This is a genomic window from Pararhizobium polonicum (genome assembly GCF_001687365.1).
Taxonomy (GTDB): Bacteria; Pseudomonadota; Alphaproteobacteria; order Rhizobiales; family Rhizobiaceae; genus Pararhizobium; species Pararhizobium polonicum.
In genome coordinates, this window is the sequence record NZ_LGLV01000018.1 from 106,449 (window position 1) to 128,368 (window position 21,920).

At 59.7% G+C, this 21,920-nt stretch carries 12 protein-coding genes, 1 tRNA gene and 1 pseudogene; 5 read left to right on the forward strand and 9 right to left on the reverse strand.

Annotation, left to right across the window (positions count from 1 at the left end):
* Position 1: 1 nt before the first annotated feature.
* Together ADU59_RS25455 and bcsA are read right to left on the reverse strand one after the other, a co-directional pair.
* Positions 2 to 2,389: a cellulose biosynthesis cyclic di-GMP-binding regulatory protein BcsB gene (locus ADU59_RS25455; protein ID WP_068957906.1), complete on the reverse strand. Its 2,388-nt coding sequence runs from the start codon at positions 2,387 to 2,389 to the stop codon at positions 2 to 4.
* Positions 2,382 to 4,601 (reverse strand): UDP-forming cellulose synthase catalytic subunit, encoded by a 2,220-nt coding sequence (gene bcsA, locus ADU59_RS25460; RefSeq protein WP_244506510.1) that lies wholly within the window; start codon positions 4,599 to 4,601, stop codon positions 2,382 to 2,384. Before bcsA ends, ADU59_RS25455 begins: the two co-directional genes overlap by 8 nt.
* A gap of 448 nt (positions 4,602 to 5,049) precedes the next feature.
* Here bcsA and ADU59_RS25465 point away from each other — a divergent pair, with 448 nt between their 5' ends.
* Together ADU59_RS25465 and ADU59_RS25470 are read left to right on the forward strand one after the other, a co-directional pair.
* Positions 5,050 to 6,432, forward strand: coding sequence for a hypothetical protein (locus ADU59_RS25465; RefSeq protein ID WP_068957908.1), 1,383 nt, complete (start codon positions 5,050 to 5,052; stop codon positions 6,430 to 6,432).
* Positions 6,432 to 7,286, forward strand: coding sequence for a DNA adenine methylase (locus tag ADU59_RS25470; RefSeq protein WP_068957910.1), 855 nt, complete (start codon positions 6,432 to 6,434; stop codon positions 7,284 to 7,286). Before ADU59_RS25465 ends, ADU59_RS25470 begins: the two co-directional genes overlap by 1 nt.
* A gap of 52 nt (positions 7,287 to 7,338) precedes the next feature.
* On the opposite strand, the gene ADU59_RS25475 is transcribed toward ADU59_RS25470, so the two are convergent.
* Positions 7,339 to 7,415: transfer RNA gene (locus tag ADU59_RS25475), tRNA-His, on the reverse strand.
* 167 nt (positions 7,416 to 7,582) lie between these two features.
* A complete protein-coding gene (locus ADU59_RS25480) occupies positions 7,583 to 8,032 on the reverse strand; it encodes a phasin (protein ID WP_068957911.1) in 450 nt (149 codons plus the stop codon).
* A gap of 2,726 nt (positions 8,033 to 10,758) precedes the next feature.
* Here ADU59_RS25480 and ADU59_RS31490 point away from each other — a divergent pair.
* Positions 10,759 to 12,240 (forward strand): annotated as a pseudogene (locus tag ADU59_RS31490) (PAS domain-containing sensor histidine kinase); the annotation flags it as partial.
* 283 nt (positions 12,241 to 12,523) lie between these two features.
* On the opposite strand, the gene ADU59_RS25490 reads toward ADU59_RS31490, so the two are convergent.
* Positions 12,524 to 14,476 (reverse strand): acetoacetate--CoA ligase, encoded by a 1,953-nt coding sequence (locus tag ADU59_RS25490; RefSeq protein WP_068957915.1) that lies wholly within the window; start codon positions 14,474 to 14,476, stop codon positions 12,524 to 12,526.
* Positions 14,477 to 14,650: 174 nt separating this feature from the next.
* Between ADU59_RS25490 and ADU59_RS25495 the strand changes: the two genes are divergently transcribed.
* On the forward strand, positions 14,651 to 16,489 hold the full coding sequence (locus ADU59_RS25495) for an AsmA family protein (protein WP_083198421.1): 1,839 nt from the start codon (positions 14,651 to 14,653) through the stop codon (positions 16,487 to 16,489).
* A gap of 55 nt (positions 16,490 to 16,544) precedes the next feature.
* Here the strand turns inward: ADU59_RS25495 and ADU59_RS25500 are convergent, their stop codons facing one another.
* The 4 genes from ADU59_RS25500 to ADU59_RS25515 all read right to left on the reverse strand — a co-directional run bounded on the left by ADU59_RS25500 (position 16,545) and on the right by ADU59_RS25515 (position 20,619).
* Positions 16,545 to 17,360 carry an ABC transporter permease subunit gene (locus ADU59_RS25500; protein ID WP_068957917.1) on the reverse strand — a complete coding sequence of 272 codons (816 nt, stop codon included), beginning with the start codon at positions 17,358 to 17,360 and terminating at the stop codon, positions 16,545 to 16,547.
* 2 nt (positions 17,361 to 17,362) lie between these two features.
* Positions 17,363 to 18,274 carry an ABC transporter permease subunit gene (locus ADU59_RS25505; RefSeq protein ID WP_068957919.1) on the reverse strand — a complete coding sequence of 304 codons (912 nt, stop codon included), beginning with the start codon at positions 18,272 to 18,274 and terminating at the stop codon, positions 17,363 to 17,365.
* A gap of 4 nt (positions 18,275 to 18,278) precedes the next feature.
* A complete protein-coding gene (locus tag ADU59_RS25510) occupies positions 18,279 to 19,421 on the reverse strand; it encodes an ABC transporter ATP-binding protein (RefSeq protein ID WP_068958029.1) in 1,143 nt (380 codons plus the stop codon).
* A gap of 103 nt (positions 19,422 to 19,524) precedes the next feature.
* Positions 19,525 to 20,619, reverse strand: a complete 1,095-nt coding sequence (locus ADU59_RS25515) for a polyamine ABC transporter substrate-binding protein (protein ID WP_068957920.1) — start codon at positions 20,617 to 20,619, stop codon at positions 19,525 to 19,527.
* A 344-nt stretch (positions 20,620 to 20,963) separates the two neighbouring features.
* Here ADU59_RS25515 and ADU59_RS25520 point away from each other — a divergent pair, with 344 nt between their 5' ends.
* A complete protein-coding gene (locus ADU59_RS25520; protein ID WP_068957922.1) occupies positions 20,964 to 21,917 on the forward strand; it encodes a fatty acid desaturase family protein in 954 nt (317 codons plus the stop codon).
* The last annotated feature ends 3 nt before the right edge of the window (positions 21,918 to 21,920 follow it).

The window sequence follows — 21,920 nt, forward strand, 5'->3', positions numbered from 1 at the left end:
ATCATTGATCCGACCTCACACCCTTGCGCGGAATGGCCAACCCGAGCCACACGGCGAAAACACCCATCGAAGCGACGATCAGCAGCACATAGAACTGGAAATTGTCGGAGAACCAGGCGGCGGCAAGACGCCGGATATTGCCGGGGCTCTGATCCGTCATGCCGGCGACGAACCGCGATCCGGCCGGCACGCTGTTCACCGTAAGACTCGCGGTTTCGATTTCGGCCGAACCACCATTCAGCCCCGTCCAGACAGCAGGCTCGACCAGCCGGCGAACACCAAGCGCGATATCGCCGGGCGAGCCCGCGTGCACCACCGTCCAGACGGCATTGCCGGAGGGCGACGGGGCCTGCGTCAACGTCAGGAGAGACCGACCTTCCTTCAGTGTCGCCGCTGAGCCCTGCCCATCCTGATAGTTCAACCAATTGCCGAAGCGTCCACTCGCGGCGGCAAACCAGCTCCGCAGTTTTGACGTTGCCGACAGGCCGTCCTCGGCACGCGTGGTCGATTTCCGGAAGGCCTCCAGCAGTGCATTGGAATCGTTGCCACCGGTTTCCCCGACGCCTGCCGCCAAAGCCGTATCGCCGATGGCGGCCGTTTTCATCAGATCGGCGTCCGTGATGGGCGCGGCCATCGCATTTGCCTGCAAGAGATCGAGGGGGAAACCACTTTTGCCGGCCTTTCCAAGATCGGCAAAAGCATTCTGGGTGGTGATGACCAGTGCGTTGCGGTCGCTCGGCGTGCTGGCGGCACCCAAGTGAAAATCGGCACTGAGCGGATTGCGGGCGGCCAGCGCCAGGCGGGAAAGCATGGTCAGGGCGGCACCTGCGGACTGGGCGTCCGGACGCTCGATGATGATGTCGAACGGCTTGCCGTCGGCATAGGGATAGGCGGTGCCGGCAAAGGCGCCGATATCCGGCAGGCGGCCGATACGGGCGAGCGCCGGGATCTCGATCTCGGTATCCTGCAGGAGGATGAAGCGCGGCCGGGTGTCGTCACGGGCCTCGGGTGCGCAGGTCTCGTCGGCTTCGACCGGCAGCTCGGCCAGAAGCTCGACCTTGTTGTTGCCCGGACGAAACGCACGCAACGGCAGCTCGATCAGCTTGCCGTCGAACTGCTCGCCCTCGGCATTGCGGAAGGGATAGCTGGTGACGACGAGATCGTTGACCCGGACGAGGAACTGCGCCGTATGTTTCAGGCCCGGCGACGTGGCGGCATGCAGCTTCAGGCCGATCGTCGCATAGTCGGCCGGATAGAAGTCGGCGGGCATGACCATGTTGAAGCCGGTGCGCGACAGGCGGCCGGAAAAGACGCGGGTCTCGTAGCCGGTATCGGCCAGCGTATAGCGGCTCGACGCATCGGCAAGGATCGTTCCCGACCGGCTGGAAAAGATGCCGCTGTCGAGGCTCTCCTTCAGCGGACCGCGAATAGCCTCCAGCAGCTGGCCGCTCATCTCGGCGCGCGTGGCACCGCGCAAGCCGACCACGGCGCGGCCGGCCTCACCGGCACTGCGGACGGAAAAGCCATAGGGCATGATTGGGACATCGGCATTCTGCGTCTGCGCGCGGGTCTTGTCGGTCGAGACATAGAGATCGATGCCCGGCCCGGTACCGGGCTTTTCGCCGACGGTCACGGCCAGATCGTCGCGATTGAGAAACAGCGCCAGCGTCTGCAGCACCGGGGCTGCGTCGTTGAGCATCTCTGCCGTCGCCGTCCGTGGCAGAATCAGCCGGATATCGGTCACGGCGGCATCGGTCCGGGCGATGGTCAGCAGATCGTCGAACGAGCGGAAGCCCTGGCTTTTGGCGGCAATGAAGCCGCTGGCTGCGGGATCGAGCTCGCTCCAGAGTTCATAGGTTGCTTCCAGCGAACAGTCGACCCGGTGGAATTGCCGCGCCCTGAGCAGCACCTGATTGCGGCCCGGCTTCAGGAAATCGGCACCGATCTTCAGCGCCTCCGTCTTGAAGCCGTTCGGCGAGGCGATCGGGAACGTGCCGGCGGCCTTGCCGTTGATTTCGACCGCCATCACCGAGCTATCCGGCAAGACCGAAACGGCATTGCGATAGGCAAGCGCCAGCTGGCCGCCGCTTGCGGCCTGCTCCGGCGAGAGATTGAAGCTCAACCGCACAACATCGTCTTCGCCGGACAGGCGATAGGCCGGCAGCGCCTGTTCGAACGGAACCGGGCGGTTTACCTGAACAGCAGCGGCTGCCACCGGTGCCGGACGGGTCGACAGAATGCTCTCGCTTTCGCCGGACACCATGCGGGGAACGGTGGGGGCTGCATCCAGAAGGCTCTGCGCAGACACAGGCAACGTCTGCGCCACGAGCAGGGCAACCGACAGGCCGACAGCGAGATGGGCGCTTTGGACGCGAAAAAGCTTAGCCATAGAGCTGCTCTCCCTTGAGAACCGGGCCGATTTCGGCCGTTTTGACGGGCAGAGGCACCTGGACGATCTTGTTGTCGTTGAGCACCATCGGCGCATCCTCGAAGGATTGGACGACGGTTTCGCGGATCAGGCCGGCGCTGTAGCGGATGGCGCGCAGCGATTCCGTCAGGCTCCAGAGCGCGAACCGGCTGGTGCCCCAGAAGAAGTTCTTGCGGATCTGGCGGCGAACGAGACGATCCTGCAGCACCGACTGGTCGGAATACATCAGCTCGGCGATGGCCATCACCGTTTCGGGCGTGCGCTCGGCATAGGCGAAACCGCAGATCGCCGCCTTGTCGAGTATCCGGCGGGAACGGTAGATGACGTTGAACGTCACCGTCTGGCCGCCGCGGCGCACCTCGATCCTGGCCGTCGTCGGGTTGACGAGGTCTAGCCGAGGCTCCTTGTCGACGAATTCGATGGAGACGCCACCGCTGGAGGCATCCTGGATGATGACATGGTGGATGATATCGTCGATATGCATCAGCGCATGCCGCTTGACCGGCAGGCGCTGGTTGCGGCGCAGCTCGCGGCGCTCGGCAATGGCGCCGAGTGCGGCACCGGCAAGGCCGAGATTGATCAGGTTCCACAGGGCGACGATCAAAAGCAGTTCGCTGGCGACCGGCTCGGTCAGCACGCGATATCCGGAATAGAGCGCGGCCGCGAGCAGCAGGAAGAAGATGGCAAAATACGGCTTTGCCAGCGGCGACAGCTTGCTCTTGTCCAGCGTCTGGCCCTTGGCGGTGACATTGAAGGTCGGTTTGCGCGGATTGCGCACGACGCTGACGATGCTGCCGAACAGGAAGACGGCCTGCACATATTCATAAAGCTCGGAAATCCACGGCCAGCGGACGCGGCCGTAGAGATAGCTCTGCATGGCAAACGAGCTGATCAGATAGGGCACTGCATAGGAGGCAAACTCCAGGATATTGGCCTTGTAGATCTCCAGCGAGAAGAAGATGTACAGCAGCGGCGAGAACATGAAGGCCAGCCGCGACAGCGGAAACAGCCAGAACATGTTGATGCCCGCGTAGCAGATGCGCTGCGGGATCGTCAGGCCCTTGGCGAGGAACGGCCGCTTCAGGATGAGGATCTGCAGCATGCCCTGGCACCAGCGGGCACGCTGGCCGATGAAGGAGACGAAGGTTTCCGGCTGCAGGCCGGCGATCAGCGGCTTGTCGACATAGACCGAGTGCCAGCCCTGGCAATGCAGCGACAGCGCGGTTTCGCAATCCTCGGTGATCGACTGGCCGGAAAAACCATCCGTGGTCATCAGCGCCGAGCGGCGCAGAACGGCAGCCGAACCGCAGAAGAATGATGCATTCCACTTGTCGAGCCCGCGCTGCAGGATCGAATAGAACATCTCGTTTTCCGACGGCATGCGCGCAAAGGTCTGGAGGTTCTTTTCCAGCGGATCCGGATTGAGGAAATAATGCGGGGTCTGGACGAGGAAGAGCTTTTCATCCTCTCGAAAGAAACCGATCGTCTCACGCAGGAAATCGCGCACCGGCGCATGGTCGGCATCGAAGACGACGACCAGCTCGCCTTTGGAAATCTTCAGGCCTTCGTTGAGATTGCCGGCCTTGGCGTGATCGTTTTGCCTGCGGGCATGGTAATGCACGTCCATGGCGGCGCAGAGCGCCTTCAGCTGCTCGTGGCGCCGGATGGCGGCGACCGAGATATGCGGGTTCTTGTGGTTGCGCTTGGCATCCGTGCCGCCGTCATCGAGCAGGTAGATGTTGAGCTTGTCCTTCGGATAGGCCATCGACTTGGCGGCGGCGAGCGTCACGGCCAGCAACTCGGCATCTTCGTTGTAGCTCGGAATGAAGACATCGACCGTCGGCAGATCGGCGGCAGCGCCCATCTCCGGCGTCTTCCGCCTGATCGGATCGATCACCATGAAGAAGCTGATCGCCAGCATCGCCAGGCAGTACATTTCCGCCAGATAGAGCAGGAAACCGGGAATGAAGTTCAGCGGCTCGGTGATATCCGGCAGCGTTTCCGTCGTGCGCCAGAAGCCGTAGCGCAGCGCGATGATGGCGGCAAAAACGAGGGTGAGGACGCGGAAGGCGCTGTTGTCGGGCCGGGTCATGCCAATGAACATGATGCCGAGAACCGCGAAAGAGAGCATGAGCTGCGCCTGAAGGCTCATCGGCAGCAGAATCAGAGTCAAGCCGAGAGCCCCGGCCGGAATCGCCAGATATTTTCCGCACGTCATGTGCCACCAACCCCATCGTCATGTTCAGCGGCGCATCATGCGTGCCGGTCCTACATCGAACAGCCGGAACCTATGCGGCGAAGGGTCAACAGAATCCTAATATGCGTGGATTGGCCGGAAAGGACACAGGATTAGGTAAACACAAGGTTTACGCGGCGGTCCAAGATATGGGGAGGGGCGTACTGTAGCGCAAATCGCAAGTTTTGGTTGGGGACAAACTGTGACAATGAATCCTACGCCGCCTCGGCGGTGCTGCCTACGCCAACATCGTTAACCGCTGCGCATCCGATGTGCCTATCTCCAATGTGAGAAGCAACAATGGCGTCAACGTGCCCCTGTATCGCAACCATTGCGTTAATTGCTGCCATCTGCCTATTGTTGTCGAAGCATCTAGGAGGGGCATATGTTTTCCAAATTTAGATACGACCGCATACCGCTGTCGTTGATTAAGCTCGATGTAAGAAATCCTCGTATCGTCACCCAATCCCAGCTCAAGTCAGAAAGCGATATCGTGAAATATCTCTTCGAGCATGAGAACCTAGATGGGTTTCTTAAAAAGATTGTTTCAGACGGTCGTAACCCAGGTGCCGAGCGTCCGTACGTTGTAAAGGCTGCAAAGGAGTTTGTGGTGTTGGAAGGCAACACCCGAATCGCAGCGTACAAACTCCTGACCGGACTACTCAAAGCCCCCGAGGGTTACGAAGGTCGAGTGCCTCACATTACGCCGGCAATGAAAGAAGATCTCTCCAGCATCGATTGCTCCATCGCCCCATCACGTGACGCCGTGCTGCCAATAATGGCAAACTCGCACTTTGGCATGGGTGACAAATCTCGATGGGGATACCTCGGCAGCCGGCGAGCAGTATTCGAGGAACATAACGCCGGCAAAAGCATCGCGCAGCTTGCCTCAGCATTCGACAGGAAACCCGCTCAGATAAGAGATTTTCTGATTGAATATCAGCTTTATTTAGAGGCTCTCAAGCTGTCATGGACTGAGGCTGAGAAGAACGAACTGTTGAGACCCGAAGTCGAGTTCAACCCTCCTGTACGATTTCTCCAAACCACCAGCCATAAAAACCTCGTCGGCCTCGAGTTTGATAAGGTCAACCTTACGATCATTTTCAACGACGATGAGGCGAAAGAGAAATTTCGCCACCTCATCAAAAAGCTAGTCATCGCAAACGAGCGCGGCTTAGGGGCGACCTCTACTTATGGTGAAGTATTCGCTGACTATAATCCACCCAAAACGGAAACATCCAAAGCCGGTACTGACGCGACGGCATCTTCACAAAAAGAAAGCATCGGCCCTGACAGTTCAAAAAGCTCCACTCCTCAAACAGACGGATCAACCGGTGGCTCCGATGGCAGTGACGGTTCGACGCCGACAACAAAACGCGGCCGTCACGCGCTTTTCAACTATCCGGTAAGCGGAAATAACGCGACGCTGATACAGTTGATGAAAGAGGCGAAAAAACTAAACACCCAAAACTTTCCAGGGGCGGGAACGGCCCTGTTAAGAGCAATTTTAGAAGCCATATTGAAAACCATTATTCATGACCAAAAGGCCAATACACAGGACAAACTCCTGAGTTTGGAAACCGCTTTGGATATCTGCTTGAGCAACAACGTAAAACTAGCAGGTGATGATAAGCGGATTTTAAAGGAATTTAAGAGAAGCCATCTAGACCACGTCAACATGGGAAGCCATGCAGCGCTGGTCCCAAATACTCTTCGGCTCGCGGCCGCCAGAGATTGCGTTGATCAATTTGTTATGAGGAATATCTGATGCTTTCTTCGCCTCTTCGCTACCCGGGTGGGAAAGCCAAGCTCTTCTATTATTTCACTGAGCTTATAAAAACGAACGACCTGTTCAACTCAACATATTGCGAACCTTACGCTGGTGGTGCTGGTTTGGCGCTGAAGCTGCTTGCGGCAGGATTTGTAAACAAGATTGCGATTAACGATATCGATCCCTCAATCTTCGCATTCTGGAAATCTGTTTTAACCCAACCAGTCGATTTTTGCGAGCGCGTTTCAAGCATCGACATCACGATCGACGAGTGGCACAAGCAACGAGAAATATGGGCTTCAAAGGAAATCGACGACACATTGGTTAAGGGTTTCGCCGCATTTTTTTTGAACAGGACGAATCGTTCAGGCATTATCGAAGGAGCAGGCCCGATCGGAGGCTACAAGCAAGACGGAGCTTGGAAGCTGGATGTCAGATTCAACCGGAGCCAGTTGATTTCAAACATCACCCAGATAGCGGCCCTGGCCGATCGAATCACGGTCTCGAATGAAGATGCCCTTGATTTTACAGCTCGGCAATTCTCCGTACCGGACACCCTATGTTACTTGGATCCGCCATATTACGTAAAAGGGAGCATGCTCTACCGCAACTTTTACCGGCATGACGATCATTGCCAAATTCTCGATCTCCTAAAGCAAAATCGGTCGGCACGGTGGGTCGTGTCCTATGATGACGTTCCGCAAATCAGGCAAATCTATTCCGCCTTTGTGCCCACTACCTACTCCCTCGCCTACAGCGCTGGAAAAAAGGCGACCGGAAATGAAGTTATTTATTTTAGCGACACGGTACAGTCGCCACTCGTCGATGGATTTCGGGCACAAGTCGCCTAAGGCAGGCCCTTCCGTCAAAGGAAAATAATGCAATTAAGATGCGTGGAAGGAATGGTACGGTTGGGGGGTCTCGAACCTCCGACCTCAGGTGCCACAAACCTGCGCTCTAACCAACTGAGCTACAACCGCACAAAACAAAGCTGACGAAACAAAGTCGCGCCGCGCTTTCCGGGTCAAATACGGGCAGTCCGGATTTTTTGCAAGCCATAACTTGCCCGTAGATGTGAAAAAACCGGGTAAACAATCACCCGGTTCCTTTTGTCATGCGGCGCGGGCAAAACCCGCGCCTGCGGAAATCAGCTCTTCTTGAAGCCGGAGAGCGCCTTTTCAGCGGCGTCCTTGCCGGGCTTGGTCACGGTTTCGGCAACCTTGCGGGTTGCTTCCTGCATCGACTTTGCCTGCTCCACGGCAAGCTCCGCCTGCTTGCGGATGAAGGCGGTCTGCAGTTCGAAGAGTTCCGAAACGGACTTGACGCCGAGCAGCGCTTCCAGGTGCGAGAGCGAGTTTTCAGCATTGGTGCGCAGCGCATCGATCGCCTTGAGGCCGAGCTCGACGCTGCCGGACTGCGCGCTTTCCAGCGTCGCTTCAACGGTCTTCGTCGCGTCTTCAGCGGCGGTCTTCATCTTGGAATAGGCTTCCTTGGACTGGGCGGCACCCTTTTCCGCGAAATCGCGGAAGGTTTCGGTGACCTTTGCCGGATCAAACGAGGCAAGCGAAAAGACATCATCGGTTTTCTTGGTAGCCATGATCAGCGCTCCTTGGTTGTGGGCCCTCTCATAAGGCACCCGCTGTATGATGATGTCTATATAGGCGATTTTATTGTGCGTTGCAATATATTTGTGCACTGCACAATTCACTAAAATCACCGGTATTAACCTTTCGCGGCGAAAGGCATGGGGGCCGTACTCTGTTTGCTGGACCCCTGGCGTCCCGGCGTCTATTAATAGACTGTTAACAATCCCGTCCGTGTGACGGTTTGCGCAAACCAGGTCTGCCGATGCCCGCAAAATCGTATCCCTTTATCGACATCGCCGTTCACGAGCGAGTGCGGGAGCATTTTGCCAGGGGGGACGCCGCCGTCCTGTTTTCGCCGGATATGAGCCAGGTGCTCTGGTCGAATGGCGAGGGCGCCTCTCTGTTCGGCCTGCCATCGATCTATGACTTCATCGACAGCGGTGCCAACCGCAACGACGCCGCCTACCGGCAGATGGACGCAGCCGCCGGCCAGCTAAGCCGCAGCGGCGACAAGCGGACCTTCCTGATGCGCATCGCCTCGGGCTTCCAGCGCGCTTCCGTCCATGCCTCGGTCGAGATGATCACCGTGCGGCCCGGCGAAACGGCCATCCTCTTTGCAGCCCCGCGCACTGGCAAGCCGCTTGGCCTTGAAGACCGCGCCGCGCGGATGATCTCCGGCTTCGACGATCCGGACACGCATATGGCCGTGCTTGACGGCGATGGGGTGATTCTGGCCGCCTCGCCCGGTTTCAGCGCGCTGTCCATGACGCCGCAGACATGCCGCTCGCTTGTCGCAGCCGTTGACCGTGACAGCGACTGGCTGCTCAAGCGGCCGATCCCGACCGGCAAGGGCCACCTGCCCGCCGCGATCGGCAAGCTGTCCGATAGCCCTGCCCTGCATCTGCTGTTTGCGGTCGAAACCATTCTTGGCAATCTCGATCCGGGAGCGGATTTCCGCGAGATCGAAGACGAAAGCCCTGCGGATATCGCAGATGAACCCGCCTTGTCCGTGCAGACCGCGCCGCTTCTTGCACCAGTGACCGTGCCGGACGATATCATCGACGACATAGAACAGATCGAAGAAATCGGAACGGACAGCGAAAGCTTCACCGATTCGCTGGATGACGCTGACGCCGAAGATGCCGATCAGGGATCGGCTGCAGCCCTGACCGAAGCGCCCGAGGGTGATCTGCCGGCGCCGGAAACAGACGCACCGGGCAATGACGAGAATATCCCCGTCTCCGCGACGGAAGCGGAACTGCCTTCCGATGCCGATACCGTTGTGCCGGACGAAGCCTCTCCCGAAGCAGCGGAGCCGGGTTTGCTATCCGACGCCCCTTTGGAACAGGTCACATCAGATGTGACCGAGACAAACGACGACGCCGAGGGCCTGTATCAGGACGCGGAAGCCGGTCAGCCCGCGACAGATGAGGCGGCCACCGATGTTCCGGCTGAGGCCGCGGCAAACGAAACGCTTTCGGACGAACCTTCCGAAACGCCGGAGACCTCCGTCGAGGACAATGCCGTACCCGCGGAAACCCTTTTGACCGAACCAGACGTTGCCACGGATATTGCCGATAATGCGGTGGAGGTGGTTGTCGAGGACGACGCTGCGCCCCCTACAGGTACGGCCGATACAGCCTTGGAGCAAACGTCTGGCGAAGCAGCGGTCGCAGGCGCCGCCGCGCAGGGGTTTGCCTTCAATCCCAACAGCCGGGCTGTGCGTTTCGTCTGGAAGATCGATGCGGACGGACGTTTCAGCGAGATTTCCGAGGAATTCGCGACCGCCGTCGGACCGATCTCCGCCGATATCACCGGGCGAAGCTTCACCGAGCTGGCGGAGCGCTACCATCTCGATCCCGGCAACACGATCGGGGACCTGCTGAAACGGCGCGATACCTGGTCGGGCAAGACCATCTTCTGGCCCGTCGAAGGCACCGGCCTGCAGGTCCCGGTCGATCTGGCGGCCCTTCCGACCTATTCGCGCAACCGCGAATTCGACGGCTTTCGCGGCTTCGGCATTGTCCGCGTTGCCGATACGGTCGATGACGAACAGGCCATGGGCCTGACATTCGGCGCACAGACAGCGGCCGAAAAACCGGTTTCAGACGAAACTGACGGCGCGGTGGTCGAGGCGGATGCGCCCCCCGGTGATGAGGAGACAACGGCCGGTGATGCTGCCGCCGCAGACGGCGAGACTATTGGTGACGGAGCAGACGCAGCTGCCGAACACGTGGACCCCACCTCTGACCTCGCGTCCGAGCTGCCGTCGCAGGAGCCGGACGACGACGACCTGTTTGCTGGCCTCGAAGACACTCTGCCCGCAGCGGATGAACCGCCGGAAGACCCTTTCCGTGGCGAACGCCCGGCGCTGAAGCTGGTCGAGACACCGGGACGCCGCGCGTCCGACAAGGTCATCCAGCTCGACAACCACCGTCCGCCGGGCACCGAGCCCCTGAGCCGCAGCGAACAGGCCGCCTTCCGCGAAATCGCCCGCCAGCTCGGCGAGAACTTTGGCAAGCGTCCGAATGAGGGCGTACCGGTCGCCAGTGAGCCGGCGAAGGCCGATCCGCTCGACGACAAGACAGTGGTGAAAGCTCAGGAGGCCGACAAGGATGACTTCGCCGGTATCGACGATGCCGTGGTTCCAGCCGCCGGAGACGCGCTGCCGGAGGCGCCCGCAGCCATCGTACCTCCCCGCACCAGCGGCAGCAGCAGCCTGACGCCGGAGATTCTCGACAATCTCCCACTGGCTCTGCTGGTTCATAGCGGCGACGATCTGTATCACGCCAATTCCGAATTCCTGAAGCTCACCGGCTATGCCACACTGGACGAATTGCGGGAGGAAGGCGGCATCGACGCGCTTTTCGCCGGCGATGAGGACGGCCTGCTCGATTTGCCCAATGGCGCGCTGATGGTGATCCGCAACGACGGCCAGCTCGTGCCGGTCGCAGCGCGGCTCCAGTCCATCCGCTGGGAAGACAAGAACGCGCTGATGATGGCGCTTTCGGCGGCGCAGACGGTATCTGCCCCCGCGGCCGTCGAAAATCAGCCTGCGGATATCGCCGAAGAAGACACGGACGCGCCGGAAATCCAGGCACTGCGCATGGAGACGGAAGAGCTTCACTCGATCCTTGAAACGGCAACGGACGGCGTCGTTGTCGTCGGCGCGGATGGTGAGATCCGCTCGGTCAACCGCTCGGCCAGTGCGCTGTTCAACTATGACGACGGTGAAGTCCGCGGCAAACCCTTTGCCATGCTGTTTGCCCATGAGAGCCAGAAGGCGGTGCTCGACTATCTCGCCGGCCTTTCCGGCCACGGCGTTGCCAGCGTGCTCAACGACGGCCGCGAAGTGATCGGTCGCGAGGCCTCCGGCGGCTTCATCCCGCTGTTCATGACCATGGGCCGCCTCTCCTCCTCCAACGGGTTCTGCGCCGTCATTCGCGACATCACCCAGTGGAAACGGACGGAAGAGGAACTGCGCAACGCCAAACGGGCTGCCGAAACGGCAAATGCCCACAAGAGCGACTTCCTCGCCCGCGTCAGCCACGAAATCCGCACGCCGCTCAACGCAATCATCGGCTTTTCCGACATGATGGCGAGCGAGCATTTCGGCCCGATCGGCAATCCGCGCTATGTCGAATATGCCGGCGATATCGGCCGCTCCGGCCGCCATGTGCTCGATATCGTCAACGACCTGCTCGACATCTCGAAGATCGAAGCCGGCGAGATGGATCTGGAATTCACGGCGGTGGAGATCAACGATGCGGTGTCGGAGGCCGTTTCGCTGGTGCAGCCGCAGGCCAACAGCCAGCGGGTGATCATCCGCACCTCGCTTTCCGGCTCCGTGCCGAACGTCGTTGCCGACAACCGGTCGATCAAGCAGATCGCGCTGAACATCCTGTCGAACGCCATCCGCTTCACCCCGTCGGGTGGCCAGATCGTCGTTTCGACAGCCTATGAGGCCAATGGCAGCGTCATCCTGCGCATTCGCGATACCGGCGTCGGCATGACCCGCACCGAGCTGGAGCAGGCGATGAAGCCGTTCCGCCAGGTAACCACCGGCGCCCGCAAGCGCGGCGACGGAACCGGCCTCGGCCTGCCGCTGACCAAGGCGATGGCGGAGGCGAACCGGGCACAATTCTCGATCAACTCGGCACCGAACGAAGGCACCCTGGTGGAAATTTCATTTCCGTCGCAGCGGGTTCTGGCGAATTGACGCCAAGCGGCAGCCCGCGCAAAGCGGACAAAAAAAGAGGCAGCTGATCAGCTGCCTCGATAGTTGAATGCTAAAACAGGTGCTCGAGTAGGAGGGACGTCATGTCTGTTCCGGCATCTCTGCCGAAAGCCAACCCTGACATCGGGCGGCCTCAAGTTGAGATCAACATGCGCTGCCATTCGTAAACAAAACCTTTCCGCCGGACCCGCAAATTTTACCCATCGGGGCCAAAGACCTAAGCTTTGGTTAATTCGGCAGGCCTGAAATCCTTAACGGCACCGTATCAGCTTTTCAGTTCGGCAAGGTCCGCATAGAGATCGAGCGCTTCCGGATTGGCAAGCGCCTCCTTGTTCTTGACGGGCCGTCCATGCACCACCTCACGCACCGCAAGCTCGACGATCTTGCCCGATTTGGTGCGCGGGATATCGGCGACGGCGATGATTTTTGCCGGCACGTGACGGGGAGAGGCACCGCTGCGGATGCGGGCCTTGATCATTTTGACGAGATCGTCGGTCAGTTCCATGCCCTTTGCCAGCCGCACGAACAGGACGACACGGACATCGTCATCCCAGTCCTGACCGATGCAGATCGCCTCGGCAATCTCGTCCATCTGCTCGACCTGATTGTAGATCTCGGCCGTGCCGATGCGCACGCCGCCCGGATTGAGTGTCGCGTCCGAACGGCCGTGAATGACGATGCCGCCATGTGCGGTCCATTCGGCAAAATCACCGTGGCACCAGATATTGTCGAAACGCTCGAAATAGGCGGCCTTGTACTTTGCCCCCTGCGGATCGTTCCAGAACATCACCGGCATGGAGGGAAACGCTCTGGTGCAGACCAGTTCGCCCTTTTCCTGACGTACCGGTTGACCCTCGTCATTCCAGACGTCCATGGCAAGCCCCAGCCCCGGCCCCTGGATTTCACCGCGCCAGACCGGCTTCAGCGGATTGCCCAACACGAAGCAGGAGACGATATCGGTCCCGCCGGAAATGGACGCCAGCTGTACATCCGGCTTGATGCCCTCATAGACGAAGGAAAACCCTTCCGGCGACAGCGGCGAGCCGGTGGATGTCATCAGGCGGAGCGCCGAGAGATCGTGCGTAGAGACCGGCGTGAAGCCGCCCTTGCGCACGGCGTCGATATATTTCGCCGAGGTGCCGAAGATAGCGAACTGCTCATCGCGCGCATAATCGAACAGGACATTGCCGTCGGGATGGAACGGAGAGCCGTCGAAAAGACAAAGCGTCGCGCCGAAGGCAAGGCCGGACACCAGCCAGTTCCACATCATCCAGCCGCAGGTGGTGAAGTAAAAGAGCTTCTCGCCCTCTTTCAGCCCGCAATGGAACCGATGCTCCTTCAGGTGCTGCAACAGCGTGCCGCCAGCCGAATGGACAATGCATTTAGGAACGCCGGTCGTGCCGGACGAAAAGAGAATGTAGAGCGGATGCGAAAACGGCAGCGCTGCGAATTCGAGAGGTTTCGCCGTGAAGGGCGCGATGAAGCCCGCCAGGGTCTTGCCGTTGTCGACCGACGCCGCGAGCGTTTCCGCATCGCCGGCATAGGGAATGATCAGGGCCGGCACGCCGAGTTTTTTCGTGACGGCCTGCACCTTTGCGGAAACGTCCTGAAGCTTGCCGGCATACCAGTATCCGTCGCAGGCAATGAACAGCCTGGGCCCGATCTGGCCGAAGCGGTCCAGCACACCCTGTTCGCCGAAATCCGGGGAACAGGACGACCAGATCGCACCAATGGAGGCGGTGGCCAGCATCAGGGCGATGGTTTCCGGCATGTTCGGCATCATCGCGGCAACGCGGTCACCCTTGCCGATGCCCGCGGCCTTCAAGGCCTGCTGCAGCCTGGAAACCAGGGCGCGCAACTCGTCCCAGGACATGCGCGACTGCGCCTTGTCCTCGCCCCGGAAAACCAGCGCGTCGCCGCTGCCGCTATGGCGCAGGAGGTTTTCCGCAAAATTCAACGTCGCATCAGGAAAGAAGCGGGCGTCCAGCATCACGTCGCCGTGGATCAGCGCCCGCTCGCCCCGGTCGCCGATGACGCCGCAATGATCCCAGACCGCCGTCCAGAAATCGGCGCGCTCGGTAATCGACCACTCGTGGAACGCATCATAGTCCGCAAAGGTTCTCGAAAAACGCTGTTCGCACCAGTCGATGAATGCCTTCATCGGCGTCTGCCCGATGAATTCGACGGACGGTGTCCAAAGGGGTCTATCTGACGGCATGCCTTCCTCCGCTTCCCAAGCCAGCCTCTATATCATGCTGCGACGCAAGATAAACAGGCCGCGCGGATGATGACTGTGGCAGTTGCGACATTTCCCTGTTCACCCGTTTGATTTCTCGCCGGTGAAAGCCTATCCAGAGGCTTCTCAAAACGATTGAAAGCGCGCCAGACGGCAATGAAGCATCTCTTCAAAATAACCGGCGGGATAGACAGACTGCGCGACCTTCTCGCGTCACGCACGGTTGCATGGCTGGTGGTTGGCGCTCTCATCCTGACCGTTCTTTTCAAGGTGGCACTGCCATTGTTCATCTCGACGGCCAGCGTCAAGAGCAACATGGAGCAAGTGCTGTCCTCCTGGACGGGTGCGCGGGCAAACATCGCCGGTGATCCCTATATCAGCTTCTGGCCCCATCCGGTCCTGACACTGCGTTCCGTCACCTTCGAGGGCGGCGATGCGACAGCGCCGGAACTGCTGGCGAAGGCCGATGCCATTGCCGCCGGTTTCGATATTCTCGCCGCGCTGCGCGGCGCTCCGGTCTTTTACGATTTCCGCCTCGTCAATCCGGTTTTCAAGGTGGAGCGCAGGGCCGACGGAAGTTTCAACTGGCGCCGCGCCGGCTGGATGGCCGATGCCATTGCCAACGCATCGGCGGCGACACCATCCACCGTTCGCGACACGCCGATCGGCGATGTCGAGATCGACAACGGCACCATCGAGCTCATCGACCGTATCACGGCCAGCACGCATCGCATCAACAGCATATCCGGCTCCGTGCAATGGCCAACGCCGACAGCGCGGATGAGCGCGCGCCTTTCCGCCGCCATGAACGACGAAAAGGTGGAGTGGACCATCACCTGCGACGAACCGCTGATGCTGCTTTCAGGCCAAAACAGCGCGATCCGGACATCGTTCAACTCCACGCCATTGACCTTCAGTTTCGACGGGATCGGCAACGGTTCGGCACGTCCCTTCGCTTCCGGACAGCTTCAGCTCGGCGCGAAATCAATTCAGGCGCTGTTGGCCTGGTCCGATGGACATGCACGGCCTGCGCGCTCCACCGGAGCCGTCGCCATCGATACCGGCATGACGGTATCCGGAGAGACCTTGAAGATGGACAATCTCTCCCTGTCGCTGGATGGCGCCAATGCCACCGGCGTTCTCGATATCGCCTGGAAGCAGGAGAATGGTCCGCGTATCGATGGAACACTCGCTTTTGACCAGCTCGACCTGACGTCCCTGCTGTCATCCTTTTGGCCGCCTCAGCCACAATCAGAGATCGATGCCTTCCACCAGATGGCACTCCTGAAGCAGGTCAGCCTGGATCTGCGCCTGTCGGCACAGCAAGCAAGCTATGGTCAGATTATGTTGAGCGCCGTTGCCGCGGGCATCATGGCTGAGAAAGGGCGCGCTTCCATCGATATCGGCGACGGCACCTATGCCGGCGGCACGCTCAGCGGCCGTATCGCCCTTGCAAACAACGGCGCGGACGGCGGCCAAGTGCAATTTTCGCTCAAAAACGCCGATCTGGCGCCCGTTGCCGCCAGTCTCGGCCTGACAGGCCCCCTGCCGCTCGGCCGGGGTGTGCTGAGCGTCGATCTCTCCACCACCGAGCCGGTATCGACAATGTCTCCGGACAGTGCCTCCGGCGAAATCCGTTATGTGGTGAACAACGGAATTATGGACCATTTCAAGGGGCCGGAATTCGAGCGGCTTGCTGCACAAGGCCGTCTGTTCAACATCAGCCAGGCCGGCGACGGTTCCTTCGCCTTTAACACCGCGGAAATCATCGCAACGCTGCGCAACGGCGTCGCGGAACTCGACAAGGCGGAGATCAAGGGCGAAGGAAGAACCCTGTCGCTTACCGGAACCGTTCCGGTCCGCAACGGCAGCGTGGCGCTGGCGGGCGCGATCCAGCCGGACGATACCGCGATACCCGCCGTCCGCTTTTCCGCCAGCGGATCCTGGCCCGATCCGGTCATATCACCCCTGCCGGCAATCCCGGCACAGCCATGAACGGGTCACATCGGCTTTGCCACAGGGCCTTCTAGAGGCCCTCCGCATCAGTTTCTCAATGAGCGAACGCCGCCTGCTCGTCCTTGACCCGCTGGATTTCCCGGCGGCGCGACACGACGGACGCAATTAGAACGCCCATGGCGACGATGCCGATCAGAATGGTGCAAACGGCGTTGATCTCCGGCGTCACGCCCAACCGCACCTGGCTGTAGATCCGCATCGGCAGCGTGGTGGCGCCGGGACCGGAGGTGAAACTCGAAATCACCAGATCGTCGAGAGACAGCGTGAAGGCGAGAACCCAGCCAGAAAACACAGCCGGTGCGATGACCGGAAGCGTTACCTGCAGGAAGGTGGCGACCGGCGTGGCGCCAAGGTCCATCGCGGCCTCCTCGATCGACCGGTCGAAGCTCAAAAGCCGGGACTGCACGACGACGGCGACGAAGCACATGGTGAAGGTGATGTGGGCGAGCGTCAGTGTCCAGAAGCCGCGATCGAAGCCGATGGCGACAAACAAAAGCAGCAAAGACAGGCCGGTGATCACTTCAGGCATAACGAGCGGCGCATAGATCATGCCGGAAAACAGCATGCGGCCGCGAAACCGCGTGTAGCGTGTCATGGCAAGGGCTGCCAGCGTGCCGAGAACGGTTGCCACCGTCGCGGAAATCAGGCCGACCCGCACCGTCACCCAGGCGGCATCGAGAAGCGCCTGATTGTGAAACAGCTGAACATACCATTTGGTCGAGAAGCCGGCCCAGACAGTGACCAGCTTGGATTCGTTGAACGAGAAGATCACCAGAAGCACGATCGGCAGGTACAGAAAGGCAAAGCCGAACACGATCGAGGCGATGTTGAAACGGGACCACTTGACCATGACTATTTCCCCGCGCCGTCGGCTTTGGCCTGCGCATGCTGGAAGAACATGATCGGCACGACGAGAATGAGCAGAAGAATGGTCGCCACGGCCGCAGACACCGGCCAGTCGCGATTGGCGTTGAACTCGTTCCACAAGGTCTTGCCGATCATCAGCGTCTCTGAGCCTCCGAGCAGATCCGGAATGACGAACTCCCCGACCGCCGGAATGAAGACCAGCATGCAGCCGGCGATCACGCCGGGCATCGACAGCGGAAATGTCACGCGCCAGAAGGCTCGGATCGGCGTGCAGCCGAGATCCTGTGCCGCTTCCGTCAGGCTGTGATCCATTTTTTCCAGCGACGAATAGATCGGCAGAACCATGAAGGGCAGATAGGAATAGACGATGCCGATATAGATCGCCCAGTTGGTGTTGAGGATGATCAGCGGCTGATCGATCACACCAAGCGTCAAGAGCAACTGGTTGAGCAGTCCTTCCGGCTTCAAAATGGCGATCCAGGCATAGACGCGGATCAGGAAGCTGGTCCAGAACGGCAGGATGACCAGCATCAACAGCGTCGGACGGATGGTGTTGGGCGCCTGCGCCATGCCGTAAGCCACCGGATAGGCGATCAGCAGCGTCAGGAATGTCGAGACGCCGGCGATCCAGAGGCTGGAGATATAGGCCTTGGTATAGAGCGCGTCCTCGGTCAGCCAGATGTAGTTGTCGATCGAGAACTGCTTGATATTGTCGATGAAGCCGCCGATCCCGGACGCCAGGTCGAACACCGGCAGGTAGGGCGGCATGGCGACGGCCGTTTCCGACAGTGAAATCCGGATGACGATGAAAAAGGGAATGAGGAAGAAGAACAGCAACCAGGCATAGGGGATGATGATCACCAGCCGGTTGAACAGTGCCGATCCGAATTTTGCCATGGCCTCAATCCTTCAGCACGACGCCGGCATTTTCATCGAAGGAAATCCAGACTTCCTGGTCATAGCCCAGCGGATCCTCGACGGCGCGCACGGCATTGAGCGACGAGGCTTTGACCACCTTGCCGTCCTTGAGCTTGACGTGAAAAACCGTCATGTCGCCGAGATAGCCGATATCCCAGATTTCGCCCTGCGCCGCATTCAGCGGCGCACAGGCTGGCTGGTCGCGGCCGACGCGGATCTTTTCCGGGCGAACGGCAAAGCCGGCCTTGGCGCCGACAGCCGGCGGCTCGTTCGAGGCGACGCGAACCGTGAAGCCGCTTTCCGTCGCGATCTCGACCGTGCCGTTGCCTGCGGACGAAACCGTGCCGTCGAAAATATTCACATCGCCGATGAAATCGGCAACGAAGCGCGAGTTCGGCGCTTCGTAGATTTCCGGCGGGGTGGCGACCTGAACGACCTTGCCATGCGCCATGACGGCGATACGGTCGGCCATGGTCATCGCCTCTTCCTGGTCGTGGGTGACGACGACGAAGGTCAGGCCGAGTTCCTGCTGCAGGTCCATCAGTTCGAACTGGGTTTCCTCGCGCAGCTTCTTGTCCAGTGCGCCCAGCGGCTCATCCAGCAGAAGCACCTTCGGCCGCTTGGCCAGCGAGCGGGCCAGCGCCACGCGCTGGCGTTGACCGCCGGACAGCTGATGCGGCTTGCGCTTGGCGAATTTGTCGAGCTTGACCAGCTTCAGCATCTGGTCGACTCGCGCGGCGATATCGGCCTTCGGCATGCCGTCCTGCTTCAGACCGAAGGCGATGTTGTTCTCGACCGTCATATGCGGAAACAACGCGTAGGACTGGAACATCATGTTGACCGGCCGCCGGTAGGGCGGAATGCCGGCAAGGCTCTGTCCGTCGAGGATGATTTCACCCGAGGTCGGCTGTTCGAAGCCGGCCAGCATGCGCAGCAGCGTTGACTTGCCGCAGCCCGACGCGCCGAGCAGCGCGAAGAATTCACGGGGATAGATATTCAGCGACAGATCATCGACGGCGACGAAATCACCGAATTTCTTGGTGACGTTCTTCACCGCGATGAACGGTATGGATTTAGGGTCTGCCCAAGGGGCAAAGGAACGCCGGATACTGCCAAGTGACTTCATCATCTATCCCCGAATGACATGCACACGCGACCACCTTTTCATTCCCCGGCGGCGCAAAAGAAAATTGCCCGGATTTTCAAGGATCCGGGCAATTCTTTTCGACTTACTGGCCGGTGACCACTTTGGTCCACAGCCGCGTCACCAGACGCTGCGATTTGGCGTCGTAGGGCGTCACCGTGAAGAGTTTCGCCAGAACCTCGGGTGTCGGATAGATCGCGGTATCTTCAAGCACATCCTTGTCGATGAACTGCTGCGACGCCTTGTTGCCATTGGCATAGAAGACGACGTTGGATGCCTTGGCGACGACTTCCGGCTTCATCATGTAGTTCAGGAATTCATGCGCTTCGGCGACATGCGGCGCATCGGCCGGAATGGCCATGACGTCGAACCACATCTGCGCGCCGGTCGGCGGGATGACATAGTTCACCGTCACGCCCGCCTTTGCTTCGGCGGCACGGTCACGCGCCTGGAAAACGTCGCCCGAATAGCCGACGGCAAGGCAGATATCGCCGTTGGCGAGCGCGTTGATATATTCCGACGAGTGGAATTTGCGGACAAAGGGGCGGATGGACGTCAGCAGTTCTTCCGCCTTCGTCAGATCGTCCGGGGTGCGGCTATCGGGATCGAGACCAAGATAGGACAGGGCCGACGGAAGCACGTCGGAAGCGGAATCGAGGATGTGAATGCCGCAATCCTTGAACTTCGCAGCGACCTCCGGTTTGAAGATCACATCCCAGGTCGGCGGCTCGTCGGTGCCGAGGATCTGCTTTACCTTGTCGACATTGTAGCCGATGCCGGTGGTGCCCCACATGTAATCGACGGCATATTCATTGCCCGGATCGTATTTCTGGATGCGATCGGAAATCACGTCCCACATGTTGGAGAGGTTCGGCAGCTTCGACTTGTCGAGCTTCTGGAAGACGCCCGCGGCGATCTGGCGCTGCAGGAAGCTGGCCGTCGGCACCACGACATCATAGCCGGTGCCGCCCGCAAGCAGCTTGGTTTCAAGAATCTCGTTGCTGTCGAAGACGTCGTAGACGACCTTGATGCCGGTTTCCTTGGTGAAATCTTCGAGAATGCTGGCATCGATATAATCGGACCAGTTGTAAACGTTGACGACACGCTCCTGCGCGGTGGCAATGGTTGCGGATCCGCTGAGGATCAACGCGGCAAAGGCGGTGGCAATCTTTCGCGACATGGAATTCCCCTTGATTTTATTGGGTCAGTCTAGGCACGCCGCCATCGCCTGCCTCTCTGTCCCTGCGTATGCGCATCTGGAAGTTAGGCATGTTTTCCGACAACCACAAGCGCTTTTAAAGGGCCTGCCTACCCATTTGGCCAGCATCCCAAATTTTAGCGGCCGCTGGAAAAATCCGAATCTTTTCAGCACGGCATGACCAGGCGGTGGCAAGCCCGGCCACATCCGCTCAGGAATTAACCATAAGCTTAAATCGAACCTTAACGAAGGCATTTACGATTGCTTAACCATGCCCAGGATGCGATTTTGCGCCACAACGGTTATGCGTTTCGGAGTTGACCATCATGAATGTGAAGTCGTCGCGGATCGACCCACGGGAATTGAAACGGCTGTCCGTGCTGCAACCGCACAGAACGCTTCTTGCCATCGGCTTCGACTGGGCGCTGATCGCCGGCGCCATCGCTGTCAGCAAATATATGCAGCATCCGCTCGCCTATCTCGCCGCGGTGCTTGTTATTGCCGGCCGCATGCATGCCTTCGGCTGCCTGATGCACGAGGCCGCCCACTACCGCATCATCAAGAACCGCAAGGTGAGCGACTGGCTGAGCGATCTGTTGCTGGCCTGGCCGATCATGGCGACTGTTGACGGCTACCGGATGAACCATCTCGCCCATCACCAGCACACCAATACCGAGGACGATCCGGACTGGGCTGCCAAGCTCGGCATGACGCAGTTCACCTTTCCGCAAAAGGTCTGGCGCGGCGTGGTGCAGCTGCTCGGCTATCTGGTGGCGGTCAATTCGGTCCGCGATATCCTGCACATGGCCAAGCGCATCGCCAAGCATGACCGCTCGACGCGCACCTACAAGCTCCTGCGGATCAGCTTCTATGCTGCAGCGGCGATCCTTTTTTCGGTGTTCGGCCTGTGGACGGATTTCACGCTCTATTGGCTGGTGCCGTTCTTCACCTTCTTCTGCCTGTTCCTCTATGTCCGCAGCGTCGCCGAGCATTTCGGCAGCATGGACTATTCAGACGAACTCGGCAGCTCGCGCACGGTCTATCCCCATACCTGGGAGAAGCTGTTCTTCGCGCCGCACAACATCAACTATCACCTCGAGCATCACCTCTATCCGGGCGTACCCTATTACAATCTGCCGGAACTGCATGCCGTGCTGATGCGAAACCCGAACTATGCCGGCAAGGCGCATGTCACGCGCGGCTACACGAGCGGCCTTGCCGCCGAGTGCTTCGCCCCCAACGCCCCGCTGCTGCCGGCCCATCATCCCGTCAGCTATTGATAT

What these genes read in the sequence shown, in the direction of transcription:
- ADU59_RS25490 (WP_068957915.1), bottom strand. Translation starts at nt 14,476, where the DNA reads ATGCCGTCAGATAGACCCCTTTGGACACCGTCCGTCGAATTCATCGGG.
- ADU59_RS25470 (WP_068957910.1), top strand. Translation starts at nt 6,432, where the DNA reads ATGCTTTCTTCGCCTCTTCGCTACCCGGGTGGGAAAGCCAAGCTCTTC.
- ADU59_RS25515 (WP_068957920.1), bottom strand. Translation starts at nt 20,619, where the DNA reads ATGTCGCGAAAGATTGCCACCGCCTTTGCCGCGTTGATCCTCAGCGGA.
- ADU59_RS25505 (WP_068957919.1), bottom strand. Translation starts at nt 18,274, where the DNA reads ATGGCAAAATTCGGATCGGCACTGTTCAACCGGCTGGTGATCATCATC.
- ADU59_RS25465 (WP_068957908.1), top strand. Translation starts at nt 5,050, where the DNA reads ATGTTTTCCAAATTTAGATACGACCGCATACCGCTGTCGTTGATTAAG.
- ADU59_RS25500 (WP_068957917.1), bottom strand. Translation starts at nt 17,360, where the DNA reads ATGGTCAAGTGGTCCCGTTTCAACATCGCCTCGATCGTGTTCGGCTTT.
- ADU59_RS25480 (WP_068957911.1), bottom strand. Translation starts at nt 8,032, where the DNA reads ATGGCTACCAAGAAAACCGATGATGTCTTTTCGCTTGCCTCGTTTGAT.
- ADU59_RS25520 (WP_068957922.1), top strand. Translation starts at nt 20,964, where the DNA reads ATGAATGTGAAGTCGTCGCGGATCGACCCACGGGAATTGAAACGGCTG.
- ADU59_RS25495 (WP_083198421.1), top strand. Translation starts at nt 14,651, where the DNA reads ATGAAGCATCTCTTCAAAATAACCGGCGGGATAGACAGACTGCGCGAC.
- ADU59_RS25510 (WP_068958029.1), bottom strand. Translation starts at nt 19,421, where the DNA reads ATGAAGTCACTTGGCAGTATCCGGCGTTCCTTTGCCCCTTGGGCAGAC.
- ADU59_RS25455 (WP_068957906.1), bottom strand. Translation starts at nt 2,389, where the DNA reads ATGGCTAAGCTTTTTCGCGTCCAAAGCGCCCATCTCGCTGTCGGCCTG.